This is a genomic window from Amycolatopsis sp. NPDC059021 (genome assembly GCF_042739895.1).
Taxonomy (GTDB): domain Bacteria; phylum Actinomycetota; class Actinomycetes; order Mycobacteriales; family Pseudonocardiaceae; genus Amycolatopsis.
Genome location: NZ_JBHYIQ010000044.1, coordinates 44,033 through 59,063, shown reverse-complemented (window position 1 = coordinate 59,063; position 15,031 = coordinate 44,033). Strand labels below are relative to the sequence as shown.

16 protein-coding genes are annotated in these 15,031 nt (G+C 70.3%); 4 read left to right on the top strand and 12 right to left on the bottom strand.

What is annotated here, in order from left to right; translation table 11 throughout:
• Positions 1-115 precede the first annotated feature (115 nt).
• Positions 116-946, top strand: a complete 831-nt coding sequence (locus ACFWX1_RS25105) for a phosphotransferase (RefSeq protein WP_378391185.1) — start codon at positions 116-118, stop codon at positions 944-946.
• Between the two features lie 71 nt (positions 947-1,017).
• On the opposite strand, the gene ACFWX1_RS25100 is transcribed toward ACFWX1_RS25105, so the two are convergent.
• On the bottom strand, positions 1,018-1,770 hold the full coding sequence (locus tag ACFWX1_RS25100; RefSeq protein ID WP_378391183.1) for an alpha/beta fold hydrolase: 753 nt from the start codon (positions 1,768-1,770) through the stop codon (positions 1,018-1,020).
• A 39-nt stretch (positions 1,771-1,809) separates the two neighbouring features.
• Between ACFWX1_RS25100 and ACFWX1_RS25095 the strand changes: the two genes are divergently transcribed.
• Positions 1,810-2,331, top strand: coding sequence for a GNAT family N-acetyltransferase (locus tag ACFWX1_RS25095; protein ID WP_378391181.1), 522 nt, complete (start codon positions 1,810-1,812; stop codon positions 2,329-2,331).
• Between the two features lie 9 nt (positions 2,332-2,340).
• On the opposite strand, the gene ACFWX1_RS25090 is transcribed toward ACFWX1_RS25095, so the two are convergent.
• The 3 genes from ACFWX1_RS25090 to ACFWX1_RS25080 form a co-directional block, all read right to left on the bottom strand.
• Positions 2,341-2,655, bottom strand: coding sequence for a hypothetical protein (locus ACFWX1_RS25090; RefSeq protein ID WP_378391179.1), 315 nt, complete (start codon positions 2,653-2,655; stop codon positions 2,341-2,343).
• A 76-nt stretch (positions 2,656-2,731) separates the two neighbouring features.
• On the bottom strand, positions 2,732-3,808 hold the full coding sequence (locus ACFWX1_RS25085; RefSeq protein WP_378391177.1) for an NAD/NADP octopine/nopaline dehydrogenase family protein: 1,077 nt from the start codon (positions 3,806-3,808) through the stop codon (positions 2,732-2,734).
• Between the two features lie 100 nt (positions 3,809-3,908).
• Positions 3,909-5,036 (bottom strand): alkaline phosphatase family protein, encoded by a 1,128-nt coding sequence (locus tag ACFWX1_RS25080; protein ID WP_378391175.1) that lies wholly within the window; start codon positions 5,034-5,036, stop codon positions 3,909-3,911.
• 45 nt (positions 5,037-5,081) lie between these two features.
• Between ACFWX1_RS25080 and ACFWX1_RS25075 the strand changes: the two genes are divergently transcribed.
• Positions 5,082-5,294 carry an FmdB family zinc ribbon protein gene (locus ACFWX1_RS25075; RefSeq protein WP_378391173.1) on the top strand — a complete coding sequence of 71 codons (213 nt, stop codon included), beginning with the start codon at positions 5,082-5,084 and terminating at the stop codon, positions 5,292-5,294.
• On the opposite strand, the gene ACFWX1_RS25070 is transcribed toward ACFWX1_RS25075, so the two are convergent.
• Positions 5,291-6,406 (bottom strand): trans-sulfuration enzyme family protein, encoded by a 1,116-nt coding sequence (locus ACFWX1_RS25070; protein ID WP_378391171.1) that lies wholly within the window; start codon positions 6,404-6,406, stop codon positions 5,291-5,293. The two genes, ACFWX1_RS25075 and ACFWX1_RS25070, sit on opposite strands and share 4 nt — an antisense overlap.
• A gap of 58 nt (positions 6,407-6,464) precedes the next feature.
• Between ACFWX1_RS25070 and ACFWX1_RS25065 the strand changes: the two genes are divergently transcribed.
• Positions 6,465-6,938, top strand: coding sequence for an Lrp/AsnC family transcriptional regulator (locus ACFWX1_RS25065; RefSeq protein WP_378391170.1), 474 nt, complete (start codon positions 6,465-6,467; stop codon positions 6,936-6,938).
• A 461-nt stretch (positions 6,939-7,399) separates the two neighbouring features.
• On the opposite strand, the gene ACFWX1_RS25060 is transcribed toward ACFWX1_RS25065, so the two are convergent.
• The 7 genes from ACFWX1_RS25060 to ACFWX1_RS25030 form a co-directional block, all read right to left on the bottom strand.
• Positions 7,400-9,172, bottom strand: coding sequence for a 3-hydroxyacyl-CoA dehydrogenase family protein (locus ACFWX1_RS25060; protein ID WP_378391168.1), 1,773 nt, complete (start codon positions 9,170-9,172; stop codon positions 7,400-7,402).
• A 174-nt stretch (positions 9,173-9,346) separates the two neighbouring features.
• Positions 9,347-10,018, bottom strand: coding sequence for a dihydroxyacetone kinase phosphoryl donor subunit DhaM (dhaM, locus tag ACFWX1_RS25055; protein ID WP_378391166.1), 672 nt, complete (start codon positions 10,016-10,018; stop codon positions 9,347-9,349).
• Positions 10,015-10,635, bottom strand: a complete 621-nt coding sequence (gene dhaL / locus ACFWX1_RS25050) for a dihydroxyacetone kinase subunit DhaL (RefSeq protein ID WP_378391164.1) — start codon at positions 10,633-10,635, stop codon at positions 10,015-10,017. The genes dhaM and dhaL overlap by 4 nt, the downstream gene beginning before the upstream one ends.
• 1 nt (position 10,636) lies before the next feature.
• On the bottom strand, positions 10,637-11,638 hold the full coding sequence (dhaK, locus tag ACFWX1_RS25045; RefSeq protein ID WP_378391162.1) for a dihydroxyacetone kinase subunit DhaK: 1,002 nt from the start codon (positions 11,636-11,638) through the stop codon (positions 10,637-10,639).
• A 69-nt stretch (positions 11,639-11,707) separates the two neighbouring features.
• Entirely contained in the window at positions 11,708-12,700 is a 993-nt protein-coding gene (locus tag ACFWX1_RS25040) for a hypothetical protein (RefSeq protein WP_378391160.1), read from the bottom strand.
• 47 nt (positions 12,701-12,747) lie between these two features.
• Complete coding sequence (locus tag ACFWX1_RS25035; protein WP_378391158.1) at positions 12,748-13,020, bottom strand: hypothetical protein; 273 nt, start codon at positions 13,018-13,020, stop codon at positions 12,748-12,750.
• 9 nt (positions 13,021-13,029) lie between these two features.
• On the bottom strand, positions 13,030-14,760 hold the full coding sequence (locus ACFWX1_RS25030; RefSeq protein ID WP_378391156.1) for a sodium:solute symporter family protein: 1,731 nt from the start codon (positions 14,758-14,760) through the stop codon (positions 13,030-13,032).
• Between the last annotated feature and the right edge of the window lie 271 nt (positions 14,761-15,031).

Genomic DNA, 15,031 nt, shown 5'->3' with positions numbered 1-15,031 from the left:
ATTGATCGGGAATCGCCGGGACGCGTCCTACCGTGCGGTGGGCCCATTCCGGCAATCAAGGGGATCGTAGCCCTCGCTACCGACAGTCGCTCGCACCGGCTGGCAAGATCGCGCCGTGGCCGACGAATACACCCGAGCCGCGGTCGGCGCCGCGGTGGCCGTTGCCCGGCGGTACGGACTGCCCGCCGACGCGCCCGAGGTCCTGCACGAACGCTCGAACGTGCTGGTGAGACTGGGTCCGGTGGTGGCGAGAGTACCCGCGACGACGCGGCTGGCGCGGCCCGATCCGGCCGCGTGGCTCGCCCGGGACGTCGCACTGTCGGCCCACCTCACCGAACGTGATGTGCTGGTCGTCTCACCGACCACGGATCCCCCGGCCGGACCGCATTTCGCGCAGGGTCTCCCTGTCACGCTCTGGCACTACGTCCGGGCCGATCCGGACCGCCGGTGTTCCCCCGCCGAGCTCATGGAATCACTCGGCCGGGTCCACGCCGCGCTCCGCGACTACCCCGGTGACCTGCCCGAACGCGGACCGCTCGCCGAACTGCACCGGATTCTCGACCGCCACGGCGCCACGATGGACGGCGCGGCGCCCCGGCTGCGCGCCGAGGCGGATCGCATCGCCGCGGCGATGCCCGTCGCTCCCGCGCAGGCCCTGCACGGCGACGCGCATCCGAGCAATGTGATGGTCACCTCGGCCGGTCCGTGCTGGCTCGACTTCGAGGACACCTGGCGTGGTCCGCTCGCCTGGGACCTCGCCACGTTCGCCAAGGAAACCGGCCGCGACGCGCTAGCCGCCTACCCCGGCGAAGTCGACGAAGCCGCCTTCGCACCCTGTCTCGAACTCCGCCGCCTCTTCGAGATCCCCTGGCGCTACGTCATCGCCCGCCGCTTCCCGCACCGCCTCCCCGAAGCCCGCGCCGCCCTCGCCCGCTACTTCGCCTGATCACGCGAGATCTCCGCCCAATCACGCGAGTGCGCTCTCCAATCACGCGAGCGCGCTCCCCGATCACAGCCTCAGCCCTCCGGATACCACTCCAGAATCGCCTCGACAACCCCCGCCGGGTCCTCCAGCGGCGTCAGGTGGCCGACCTCGGGCAGCACGACGAGCGTGGCGTCGTCCAGCGCGCCGACCATGGTGTTCGCCGCGTCCAGCGGGGTGATCGCGTCCTGCTCGCCGACGATCACCAGCGCCGGGATGTCCTTGTCCCGCAACAGCTCGACGGAGTCCGGGCGGACCCGCATCGCTCGCGCGGCCCACGCGACACCGGCCGGCGGCTGGGCGTCGATGAGACCGCGGACCGTTTCGGTGACTTCCGGGCGTTCGGCCCGGGTCTTCTCGGACAGCAGGTTCGGCAGGTTCGCCTCGGCGAGCCAGCCCGTGACTCCCTCGGCGTCGGCACGCTCGGCGACGTCGAGCCGGGCCTGCGCCGCCTCGGGCGTGTCGGCGGTGGCCTTGGTGTCGATGAGGACCAGCCCGCCGACGCGTTCGGGGGCGAGCCGGAGCACGGCCAGCGCCAGATAGCCACCCATCGAGCAGCCGCCGAGCACGACGCGGTCGAGGCCGAGCCGGTCGAGCAGCGCGACGACGTCGTGGGCGGCGTCCGCGAGGCTGGGCTCGCGTTCGGTTTCCGGGAGCGGGCTACGGCCGAGTCCGCGCTGGTCGGGCGTGATCACCCGGACCCGTTCGGCGAGCGGGGCGCGCACCGGGTCCCACATCCGGGCGTCGAGGGGGAAGGCGTGCAGGAGTACCAGGGGCAGATCCGTCATGGCCCGATTCTGTCGGACCCTCGCGCTAGCGTCGCGGACATGCTGATCACGACCTTCACCGAGCTGCGGACGGAACGGCTCGTGCTGCGGCCGCTGCGCGAGGAGGACCGGCAGGCCATGGTGGACATCCACACCGACCCGAGGACGAACCGGTTCAACCCCGATCCGCCCGACGTCGCGACGTTTTCGGAGACGTACACGGCCTGGCTGGCGCACTGGGCCGAGCACGGATTCGGCTACCTCGCGGTGACCGAGGCGGGCGGCATGGAGGTACTGGGCGTGACCGGGGTACGGCTCCGCGAGTTCTGCGGCGAGCGGGTGCTGAACCTGGCCTACCGGTACCGGCCGTCGGCGTGGGGAAAGGGCTACGCCGTCGAGGCGGCGGCAGCGGTCGTGGACTGGTGTGCCAGGGAACTGCCCGGCATTCCGGTGCTGGCGAGCATCGCCGTGACGAACAAGCCTTCGCTGCGAGTGGCGGAGCGGCTCGGATTCACCGACTACACGGAGGAGATGTACGACGGAGCATATTCACGCCACTACCGGCGTTCTCACGACAACTGAACAAGAGGCTCACCAACGGCGATGCGGCCGCCTGCGTGCACGCGCGTCCCAGCAGGCGCGGTGCCAGTGGCGGCGGTCGGCGACGGAGCCGGTCTCGTCGGCGGGCCAGACGACCACATGCGGGGTGCCGTGCCGGATCTCGTGGTCGCAGCCGGGGCAGCGGTAGACCTTGTTCGCCTGGGCGCCGGGCACGGTGCGCACGAGCCAGTCCCCGTCCGCACCCGATTCGGCGCGTGCCCAGCCGGTGGCGGCACCCAGCTCGGGCTGGGCGCCACCACGGGCGTCGCGGGCACGGCCGCGGTCCGGACGGTTGCGTCGGGGCACGCCGAAACGGTAACCGCCGGGCGGATCGAGCCGGGGAACAGGCGGTGACCAGGCCGTGGCCGGGTCCGAGCCGGACTCAAGCGGCGTTCAGGCGCCCGATGATCCGCTCGTGGCTCAGCCCGTCCCAGTCGAGCCTGGCCAGGGTGCGGCCGGTGCGGCGGAAGTCCTCGCCGCCGAGCGCGGACATGATCGTGATGGCGGCGTCCACCATCGGGGTGCCGATCCCGGCGCGGCGCGCGAGCGCCTGCAACGGCACCAGCGTGGAGCGGATGTCCTCGGTGAGGAACCGGTGGTCGAGGCTGGTCGGCGCGGCGATCGTCTTGTACGGCTCGACCGTGCGGATGGCGTCGAGCAGGCAGGTGCGGGTGCAGCCGTAGTAGCGGTCGAGCAGCTCGGTCATCGGGAGCAGCCGCGCGCCATACGCCTCGGCGACCGCGGCGAACTCCGCCTCGGTCCGCTCCAGCAGGGTCACGGTGCGCGCGGACAGGCCTTCGACGTAGAAGAGCAGCTCCTCCGCGCGGTCGATGGTCCCGAGGTTGGCGAGCGCGATGGGCACATGGGCCACGGCGCCGAAGTCGTGCAGGCCGCGTTCGAGCGGGTTGCGGGTCACCTCGAGCATGGGGAACCACTCGCACACCAGCCCGGCGTGCCGGTCGACGGCCTCGGCCGAGCTGCCGGAGAACAGGTTCCAGCCCTTGGCGCCGAGCACGGTCACCCCGCCGGTCCCGTGCGGCCGGGCGGCGAACAGCGCGTCGGTCTCGACGACATCGACGTCCGGGGCACCCGCGACCGTCAACGCGTGGGCGAACTCGACGCTGCCGCAGAGCTTGCTGGAGAACAGGACCACGACCTGTCCCCGGGTGAGATGCGGGGCGAGGCGCGCGGCCACCTCCGGGTAGGCGGTGGTGACCGTCGCGACGAGGACGACAGCACGGCCGGCGAGGTCGGCCGGGTCGCCGGTGACAGCGCGGAGCGGGAAACGTCCATTGAGGACACCGGTCGCGGTGATCTCACGACGGCGGGCGATCTCGTCCGCCGTCCGGGGATCTCGGGTGTAGAGGTGCACGGGCAGGTCGCGCGACGCGAGGTACGCGGCCACCGCGCGTCCCTCGCCACCGGCTCCGACGACCCCGATTCCGTCCAGCACAGCCATATCGCCCACTCCGTTCCATCCGGCACGTAGTGGACAGGTCGCGCGGTCCGGGCCGGGAGTTCCCCGGCGGGGAACGTCCCAGCAAGCAGGAAGGTCCTGCTCAGCCCTGCGCGATCACGAGCGGGACGAGCTGTTCGGCGGTGGTGAGCGAGCCGTGCTGGCCGATCAGCGAGGACTCGACGGCTTCGGCGAGTTCCCGCACCATGCCGAACCGGCCGCGGGCCGCCGCGACGACGTCGCCGATCCGTGGCCGGACGCGATCGCTGACGGTGTGCCCGAACCAGCCCGCCTCGATCGCTTCGTCCCGTGAGCGCACCCAGGCGCGGTCACCGATCACCTCGCGCCACGCGGCGAGCACGTCGTCGGCCGCCCCTGGCTCGGCGTAGACGTGCCGGGCCCGGACCTCGCCGCCGATCGCGCGGACACCGGCGAGCAGATCCGGGGTCTCGTCGATGTCGAGCACGCCATCGACGGCGACCATCCCGTGGTCGGCTACCACGGCGAGCAGCGCGCCCGGCGGCAGACCGTCCACAAGGGACTCGACGAGCCGGTCCACCTGGCGCAGCTGCATGCGCCAGGCCGTCGAACCCGGGCCGTACAGGTGCCCGAGCATGTCGACTTCGTTGTGGTAGGCGTAGCAGAACGCCCTGCCTTCGGCGAGCACGTCGAGGGTGCGGGCGGCGAGGTCGCCGAGCGCGTGGACTCCGGCATAGCGGGCACCGCGCTGCGTCGCGCGGGTCAGCGCGGTGTCGGCGAACTTCGCCGAGGACACCACGGCGGAGTCGATCCCGGCTGCCGCAGCGCGTTCGAACGTGGTCTGCAGGGGCTGGACCTCACGGGGTGGCAGCGCGCCCCGGAGGTCGCCGCCGTTTTCGTGGCTGCACCAGCGCAACGCGTTGAGCACACCGGTTCCCGGCATCTCGAACGTGTAGCCGACCATGCCGTGCTCACCGGACGCGAGCCCGGTGCCGATCGCGGCGAGCCCGGCGGCGGTCGTGGACGGGAATCCGACGCGGAGCTGACGCTGGGCGAGTTCGGCCAGCACCGGCGCGTCCGCGGCGTGCTCGTGGAGCAGTTCCCAGCCGAGCCCGTCGATCAGCAGCACGGCGGCGCTGCGGCTCTCCGGCAGCGTCAGCGTGTTCACGAACTCACTGACGCCGACAGCGGCGAGCAGGGACGGGACGACCTGGCCCAGATGCGGGATTCCGGTGATCTGCGGTGGTTCCACCCGCCCAGCTTCCCACCTCGCCCCCGGCCGGTGATAATTCTTTGCATGCCGACCTACGCCTACCGCTGCCGGGAATGCACCGAGACGTTCGAACTGCTGCGGCCGATGAGCGAGTCGAGTGCTCCCGCGGTGTGCCCGGACGGGCACGCCGACACCGTCAAGCTCCTGACGACCGTCGCGCTGACCGGCGCCGCGGGTGCGTCCGCCGCGCCGGCCCCGGCGGGTGGCGGCTGCTGTGGTGGTGGCTGCTGCGGCTAGCAGGCCTTCAGCGCCTGGTCGAGGTCGTACCAGAGATCCTCGACGTCCTCGAGACCGACCGACATCCGGATCAGCCGGTCGGTGACCCCGGCGCCGTGCCGGTCCGCCGCGTCGACGATGCGATGGCTGATCGACGCCGGATGCTGGATCAACGTGTCGACGCTGCCCAGGCTGACCGCCGGGGTGACGAGCCGGACCGCGCCGATCAGCGCGTGCGGGTCGCCGTCGACTTCGAACGCCACCAGCGGCCCGCCGAGCCGCGGGTAGTGGACGGACCGGACAGCGGTGTGCGAAGCCAGGCGCTCGGCGAGGACGGCCGCCGTCGCGGAGGCGGCGGTGACCCGCAGCGGGAGCGTGGAAAGCCCGCGCAGCAACAAATATCCGGCGAGCGGGTGCAGGACCCCGCCGGTGGCGAACCGGATCTGCCGCAGCCTGCCCGCCTCCTCGGCGTCGCACGCGACCACCCCGCCCATGACGTCCCCGTGCCCGCCGAGGAACTTCGTCGCACTGTGCAGCACGATGCGTGCGCCGTGCCGGCCGGGCCGTTGCAGCACCGGTGTCGCGAAGGTGTTGTCGACCAGCAGCGGAACATCACCGCAGATCTCGGCGAGCGCGGCGATGTCGACTTCGCGCAGCGTCGGGTTCGCGGGCGTCTCGACGAATACCAGCCCGGTGTCCGGCCGCAGCGCGGTGGCGAGGTCCTCCGGCGCGGTCCAGGTGACTTCGGTGCCGAGCAGCCCGGAACCGAGCAGGTGATCGGAACAGCCGTACACCGGACGCGCCGCGACGACATGCGGTTTTCCTTGTGCCACCGCGGAAAGCAGGCAGGCCGACACCGCTGCCATCCCGCTGGCGAACGCGACCGCCTGCTCGAAACCCTCGAGTTCGGCAAGCGCTTTCTCGAAACGCTCGACGGTCGGGTTCCCGATCCGGCCGTACACCGGCATCCCGGGCGCGACCGCGCCGGCGGCGAACTCGTCGATACGCCGGGCCTCGTCGGCGCTGTCGCGGGAGGGGTAGGTGGTGGACAGGTCGAGCGGGACGGCGTGCACGCCCAGGTCCGTGAGGTCTTCACGGCCGGCGTGGACGGCTCGCGTGCGCAGTGCGGTCATACCGTCATGGTCGATCTTCTATCGGCTTCCAAGCAATCTTCTCGGATAAGATTCAGAGATGGCCGATTCCGTCGAACTCAGTCCGGTTGATCTCGAGATTTTGCGGCTCCTGCAGAACGACGCCCGGATGTCCAACAAGGACCTGGCTACCGCGGTCGGCATCGCCCCGTCGACCTGCCTGGACCGCGTGGCGCGACTGCGCGAGACCGGCGTGATCACCGGGCAGCACGCGCAGGTGGACGCGGCCAAGCTCGGCCGCCCGCTGGAAGCGTTCCTCTTCGTCCAGGTGCGCCCGCACCGCCGCCCGCTGGTGGACCGGTTCATCGAGCACCTGCTCGCCCAGCCCGAGGTCCGCGCCGTCTACCACCTGACAGGTCCGGACGACTTCCTCGCCCACGTCGCCACCAGCTCGGCCGCCGAACTGCAACGCCTGGTCCTGGACGAACTGACCGCGCGCGACGAAGTCGCCCGGGTGCACACCAACCTCGTCTTCCAGCACTGGTCCGGCGGCCCGCTGCTCCCGCCTGCCTGACCGTCGCTTCGCCCGCCAGGTGGCGGTCGCTACACGCGGGGGCGGGGAACATTGTCCCTAACGCTCGGTGCGGTTCGTACACCGCCCCCACGGGTCCTACCGCGACACCGACACCACCACAGGCCTGCCCCCACCAGCCCCATCAGCCACCAACGTCACCCGACCACCTGAAGACCCCCAGCGAATCCCACCCCTTACCGAGAAAACCTCCATGTGGCATGCGGTGCGCTCAACGCACCCAAGGTGGCATTCGGTGCGTTGGACGCACCCAATGCCACATTGGGGCGTTTGGACCCCGTGTTCGGCCGCACCGAAACCACCGCCCCGTCGCGAACACCAGCCGTTATCTTCGCGTTGAGACAAGCGATAGCAAAGGTCCCTTGCTATCACCAGGAGTGGCCAGTGGGGCGATGGGGGCGGAAGTGACCACCAGCCGGGGCAGCGCCGGTTACGGGGTGTGGTCAGTAGTCCTTGAAGCCCTTGCCGGTTTTCCGGCCGAGGCGCCCGGCCGTCACGAGGTGTTCCAGCAGGGGCGCCGGGGCGAAGCCCTCCTCGCGGAATTCGTTGAACAGCGTCCGCTGAATGGCCAGCGAGACGTCCAGGCCGACGACGTCGAGCAGTTCGAACGGGCCCATCGGCAGGCCGCAGCCGACCTTCATGGCGGTGTCGATGTCGTCCGCGTCCGCGTAGTGGGCTTCGAGCATCTTCACCGCGTCGTTGAGGTACGGGAAAAGCAGCGCGTTCACGATGAAGCCCGCCCGGTCTCCGCAGTGCACCGCGTGCTTGCCGACCGCCGCGCACACGGCGTCCGCGGTCGCGAGCACGTCGGGGGCGGTGGCGATGGTCGAGACGACCTCGACGAGCTTCATCACCGGGGCCGGGTTGAAGAAGTGCAGCCCGACCACGTCGGACGGCCGGGAGGTCGCGGCGGCGCATTCGATCACCGGGAGCGAGGAGGTCGTGGTCGCCAGGATCGCGCCCGGCCGCACGACGTCGTCGAGCGCGGCGAAGACCGCCTGTTTGACGGCCAGTTCCTCGGCGACGGCCTCGATTACCAGGTCCACGTCGGCCAGGTGCCCGAAATCGGTCACCGGGGAGATCCTGGCCAGCGCGGCCGCACCGTCCGATTCGGACAGTTTGCCCTTGACGACGGCCTTGTCCAGCGACTTCTTCACCCGCGCGACCGAGGCGTCGGCCTTTTCCTGGCTCCTGGCCCGCAGCACGACGTCGAAACCGCGCTTGGCGAACACCTCCGCGATGCCGGTCGCCATCGTGCCGGTGCCCACGACGCCGATCTTGCGCACCTCGCGCGCCACCGCCGTGTCCACAGTGGACGCCTGCGAAGCCGCGTCGGCGACCACGGTCGGCGAGTCCGGCGCGTCGTAGGTGTAGAAGCCGCGGCCGGTCTTGCGGCCGAGCAATCCCGCGGTGATCATCTGCTTCAGCAGCGGCGCGGGCGCGTGCAGCCGGTTGCGCGACTGGTGGTACATCGTGTCGAGGATTTCGTAGGCGGTGTCGAGACCGATCAGGTCCAGCAGCGCCAGCGGGCCCATCGGGTATCCGCAACCGAAACGCATCGCGGCGTCGAGATCCTCACGCGTGGCGTAGCGCTGTTCGTACATCCGCACCGCGTGGTTGAGATACCCGAACAGCAACGCGTTCGCGATGAACCCGGCCCGGTCGCCCATCACCACCGGCACCTTACCCAGCCGCTCGGCGAACGCCACGACGTCGGCGACCACCTCCGGCTCGGTCACCACGGTCCGCACGATCTCGACCAGTTTCAGCACCGGGGCGGGATTGAAGAAGTGCATCCCGACGACCTTGCCGGGCCGCGCGGTGTGCACGCCGATCTCGGTGATCGACAGCGACGACGTGTTCGACGCGAACACCACGTCCGGGCGGGTGATCTTGTCCAGTTGCGAGAAGACATCCGCCTTCGCGCCCAGGTTCTCCGGGATCGCCTCGATCACAAGGTCCACATCGGACAGATCCGACAGCGACGTCGTGTAGCGGATCCGGCCGAGCAGGGCGTCGCGGGCCGCCTCGTCGAGCTTGCCACCGGACAGCGCGCGTTCGGTCGAGTGCGTCAGATGCCCGCGACCGCGGGCGACGCACGCGTCGTCGAGTTCGACCGCGATCACGTCCAGGCCGCTGCGGGCCAGCACCTCGGCTATGCCGGCGCCCATCGTGCCCAAGCCGATCACACCGACCGTCGAGATGTCCCGCGCCATCGAGGCCTCCGGAGGTTACTCGCTAGTAGTTTGCTCCGCATACTGCCATGCTCCGGCCATCGGGACAGGGTCTGTCACCCTCCGAATCGAGTCAGATGAAACCGGTACACGTACGCGAACCGTCGACACGCGCACCCGGATCGACGACTCGCGTACCGGAACAGTCGGCTCGCGTCATTCGCCGAAGTTGGTGTCCACCAGTTCTCGGGCCTTCGCCAGCGCTTCGGCGGCTTGGGGACCGCTGGCGCGGATCTCGATCCGGTCGCCCTGCCGCGCGCCGAGCGACATCAGCGCCAGCACGCTGTGCGCGTCGGCCTCCTGTTCGCCGAGCCGCACCGAGACCTCGGCGTCGAACCCGGCGAGGCTGCGTACCAGCACCGCGGCGGGCCTGGCATGCAGGCCAACGTCGTTGTGCAGGGTCAGCTCGATCGTCTCGCCGCCCTCGACGGGCGAAGCGGCTACGAGGTCCTCGGGCGCACCGGCGGCCGCGGCGGCTTCGGCGACGGCTTTGCGGTCGGCGCCACCTTGCGCGGCGACGGCGGCCGCGACCGCGCCTTCGACCAGCGGGGCGTCCACGACCACCGCGGCGGACGGATCGGCCAGCGTTTCCACCGCGAGCTCGGCGGTCATCTGGGCGCTGCCGAGGTCGTAGAGCAGCACGACCCCGGCGCCCGAATCGGCGCGCTGGGTGGCGGCGACGACCTCGTCGTAGTCGGTGCCGATGCCCCCGCCCGGCAGTCCCCCGGCGGGCACGATGGTGACGTCGGGCGCCATCTGCGCGGCCAGTTCGGCGAGTCCTTCGGCCAGCCGCGCGCTGTGCGACACGAGCACGATTCCCACGCTCACCGGGCGGCCTCCGCGAACGCGCGCAGCAGCAGCGCCGTCGAACGCGCGCCGGGATCCATGTGTCCCACCGCGCGTTCCCCGAGGTACGAGGCCCTTCCCTTGCGGGGCACCAAGTCCACTGTGGACTCCGCGCCCCGGTCGGCGGCGTCCGCCGCGGCGGTCAGCGCGGCGGCGAGGTCACCACCGGCCGAGGAGGCGGCCTCGACCGCGGGGGCCAGGGCGTCCACCATGGTCGCGTCGCCCACGACGGCCTTGCCCCGCGCCTGAACGCCTTCCAGCGCCGCCTTCAACGCCTCGACGAGCACCGGCACGTCGACCTCGCCAGTCGTGCCGAGTTTGCCCGAGGCACGCAGGAAAGCCGTGCCGTACAACGGTCCCGCCGCGCCGCCGACCTTCGAGATCAACGTGGTGGCCGCGAGTTTCGCGACCGCCGCCGGCGTTTCCGGCACCCCGGCGTCGAGCGCGGCCACGATCGCCTCGAACCCCCGGTTGAGGTTCTCGCCGTGGTCGGCGTCGCCGATGGCCCGGTCGAGTTCGATCAGCTCCGCCCGGTGCCCGGCCACCACCGTCGCCGCGGCCCGCAGCGCCGCGGCGACCCCTGTCGCGTCGCAGCCCATGTCAGACTCCCCACCGCAGCGCGGCGGTGTGCACCGGCGCGTCCCAGAGCCTGATCAGCTCGTCGTCCAGTTTGAGCAATGTCAGACTCATTCCCTGCATCTCCAGACTCGTGATGTACGGCCCGACGAGCCTGCGTTCGACCACGATGCCACGCTCGGCCAGCAGCCGCTCGGCGATGCCGTGCGCGAGGTACAGCTCGACGAGCGGGGTCCCGCCCATCGAGTTGGTGAACAGCAGGACCCGGTCGCCGTCGGCGAAGGGCAGATCGGTGATCAGGGCTTCGAGCATCCTGGCCACGAGCGCGTCGGCGGGCTCGGCCGGGATCCGCTCGCGGCCGGGTTCCCCGTGGATGCCGATGCCGAACTCGATCTCGTTCTCGCCGAGGTCGAAACTCGGCTCGCCCGCGTGCGGCACGGTCGGCGCGGTGAGCGCGACCCCGATCGAGCGCACGTTGGCGATCACCTTGCGCGCCAGCGCTTCCACCTCGTCCAGCGTGTCACCGCGTTCGGCGGCGGCGCCGGCGATCTTCTCCAGCAGCACGGTGCCGCCGACACCGCGGCGGCCCGCGGTGTACGTCGAGTCCTTGACCGCGATGTCGTCCCCGACGACCACGCTGCGCACGTCGTGTTCCTCGGCGCCGGCCAGCTCCGCCGCGGTCTCGAAGTTGAGCAGGTCGCCGGTGTAGTTCTTGACGATCAGCAACGCGCCGGAGTCGCCCGTGGTCGCGGTGATCGCGGCCTGCACCGCGTCCGGGGTCGGCGAGGTGAACACCGCACCGGGCACCGCGGCGTCGAGCATCCCGCGCCCGACGAACCCGCCGTGCAGCGGTTCGTGCCCGGAACCGCCGCCGGAGATGATCGCCACCTTTCCCGCCACGGGCGCGTCCGCCCTGATCACCACGGCCGGATCGGGTTCGACGCGCAGGATGTCGGCGTGTGCCGCGGCGAGCCCGCGCAACGACTCCTCGACCACCGTCGCCGGATCGTTGATGATCTTCTTCATGGCGGCCTCCGGCACGTCGGTGGGTGGGGTGCCCTCTTCCTACCGCCCCCGGCGCGTCGCCGCCAGGCGTCAGGCCTTGGGCAGCTTCTGCGCGAGGTTCTTCGCCAGCTTGACCGTTTTACCGCACGTGTCGTCCTGCCCGGCCTTGGCGTCGACGTTCTGGTACTGGACCTGCGCGATCTCGACCTGCTTGCCCTGCCACTCCCGGTGCTGCCACTGGACCCGGCAGTCGGCCGTGGTCGTCGAGAGCTTCTGGTACGCGGTGAGCCCGCCGTCGAGGCCGACCTTGGTGAACCCGTTTCCCTCGGCGGGGGCGAGGCCGGGGAACAACGTCACGGTGACCGAGGTGCCCAGCCCCCAGACACAGGAATGCAGCGACGTCGGGAGCTTGTTCGCGGACTTGGCCACGGCGTCGATCGCCGAGTTGTCCAGCGCGGTGCACGGATCGACGGCGAGCACCGAGCCCGGCGTCGACGGGTACGTCGCGGGCGAGGCGTGCAGCTTCTTCACGGCCCCGTCGAGCGCGGTCTGCCCGGCCCGGCACGCGTCTCCGCCGTTGTAGATGACCGAAAAGGTCACGCCGAGATTGGGATCCCGGGTGGTGAGCGCGCTGACGTCGCACGAGCCGCCGTCGGTGCCCTTCGAGACGACCAGCGGCAGCCCGCCGAGCGCGCCGGTGGTGTTGTTCGCGGCGAACGTGACCGCGCCGCCGACCTTCACCGAGAGCCGGATCTCCTTGCCGCCAGGGTCTTTCACCGTGTTCCGGCACTCGTCGAAGGTCACCGAGGACGGTGACGGGTCGGCGGCGACGGTGCCGAGCGAGGCCAGCGCGGTCTTGTCGACGAACTGGCACGGCTGGACCAGCCGCAACGCCGCCGACGCCACCGCCGGGTCCGTGATCGGGCCGCTCGGCGCGTTGTCGGCGTTCGCCGCGGGCACCGTCGTACGGGGATAGTTGGACTTGCCGAGGTCCCCGCCGCCGCAGGCGGTGACCACCAGCGCGAGCGCGGCGGCCACCCCGGCGGCCGGGAAGAACCGGCTGCTTCGGACGTCAGCGAACACGTCGTGCACGGTAGCCGGACGTGCTCGCCGTTGTCCGGACAACCCGGCTATTCCCCCTCGGCGGGGGCGTCCCCGGCCTCGGCGGGGACCGTGATGGGCCGCAGCACCGCCCAGAGCACGAACAGCGCGGTGAACACCAGCATGCCGATCCCGGCCCACAGGTTGATGTTCACCCCGGCCGCCTTGTCGCGATCGGCCTCGGTGGTGAACGCGATGCCCATCACCGTGAGCACCACACCGTAGACACCGATCAGCAGCGCGATGATCAGCCGGATGTCGAAGGCGCCCGCCTTGCGCGGCCGCGCGGACTCGTGTGCCATGCGGACCTCCTAGAAGATGATGTTCAGCGCGATGGTCAGGATCAGCACGATGCCCGCGAGCAGGCCCGGCTTGCGGTACCAGCCCGCGTTCTCGCCGGTGTCGTCGTGCTTGAGGGTGTCCCGTGGGGTCAGCGAGTACACCAGCCCGACCAGTTCGCTGTCCGGCTTCGGGCGCGTCGCCAGCGAGACGGCGACGCTGATCACGATGTCGACGACGAACGCCGTCCCGGCGGCGACGAAGCTGGTGCCCTGCCCCTTCAGCCCGAGCACGCCGGTCTGCGACAGCGTCCACACGGTGATCGCCGAGGCGGTACCGAGGACGAGGCCGAGCCAGCCCGCGGTGGGCGTCATGCGCTTCCAGAACATGCCGAGGATGAACGTGGCGAACAGCGGCGCGTTGAAGAAGGAGAACAGGTCCTGCAGGTAGTTCAGGATGTTGCCGGAGTTCGAGGCGATGAACGCGGTCCCGATCGCCAGCACCGTGCCGCCCGCGGTGACGCCGCGGCCGAGCTTCAGGTAGTAGTCGTCCGGCTTGTCCTTCTTCACGTACGTCTGCCAGATGTCGTACGTGAACACGGTGTTGAACGAGCTGAGGTTCGCCGCCATCCCCGCCATGAACGAGGCGAGCAGACCGGCGATCGCGACGCCGAGCATGCCGTTGGGCAGCAGATCGCGCATCAGCAGCAGGAGCGCGTTGTTGAAGGTCACGCCGCTTTCCGCGGTGCCGCCGTCGAGCAGGACCTGCTTGTCCTTGACGTACTCGGACACGGTGACCGCGGCGATCATGCCGGGGATGATCACGATGAACGGGACGAGCATCTTCGGGAAGGCGCCGATGATCGGCGTGCGCCGCGCGGCCGACATGCTCTTGGACGCCATCGCGCGCTGGACCTCGACGAAGTTCGTCGTCCAGTACCCGAAGGAAAGCACGAACCCGAGGCCGAAGACGAGACCGAGGACCGACAGGAAGTTGTTGCCGAAGCCGGTCAGGTTGTCACCGGGCCAGGAGTGCAGCTGCGCGGATCCACCGGGGCTGCCGGTGACCTTGTCGACCAGGCCCTGCCAGCCGCCGACCTTGACCAGGCCGATGATCGTCAGCGGCAGCAGCGCGGCCACGATCACGAAGAACTGCAGCACCTCGTTGTAGATCGCCGCGGACAGCCCGCCGAGCGCGGTGTAGGAGAGCACGATGACGGCGGCGATGATGATCGACACCCAGATCGGCCAGCCCAGCAGCAGGTTCACGACGCTGGCCAGCAGGAACAGGTTCGCGCCCGCGATGAGGATCTGCGCTGCCGCGAAGCTGATGCCGTTGACCAGGTGCGCGGGTTTGCCGAAGCGGCGGCGCATGAACTCCGGGACGCTGCGGACCTTGGAGCCGTAGTAGAACGGCATCATCACGATGCCGAGGAACAGCATCGCCGGGATCGCGCCGATCCAGAAGTAGTGCACGGTCGGCAGGCCGTACTGGGCGCCGTTGGCCGACATGCCCATGACCTCGACCGCGCCGAGGTTCGCCGAAATGAACGCCAGCCCGGTCACCCACGCCGGGAGCGACCGCCCGGAGAGGAAGAAGTCGATGCTGCTCGAAACCTGTTTGCGCGCCAGATAACCGATGCCGAGCACCAGTACGAAGTAGAACGCCAACAGGACGTAGTCGATGGGACTCGCGTCGAGCCGCAGGTTCGCATCGGCCAGCACTACACCGCCGTACACCCGGCCACCTCCGGAAGTGAACATTTTCCCACAGGAAACACCATCGTTCCCCGTCGGCCCCGGACAGTACTGCATGGATTCAGGCAGGGAAAGCCGACGTCGCATGACACGCCGGACAAGCCGCTGACCTGCCGCTACAGCACACCGTTCGTGATGAATCCGCAACCGGGGACGGCGGTGGGAGGCTCACACACCCCCGCACAGGAGAACAGGCGCCCACGCCGTGAAGGCCCCCATAACCGCCCCGATCGCGCGGCTGGGGGGCCCGGGGGGTGTTAAAAAAAAACTCACCACC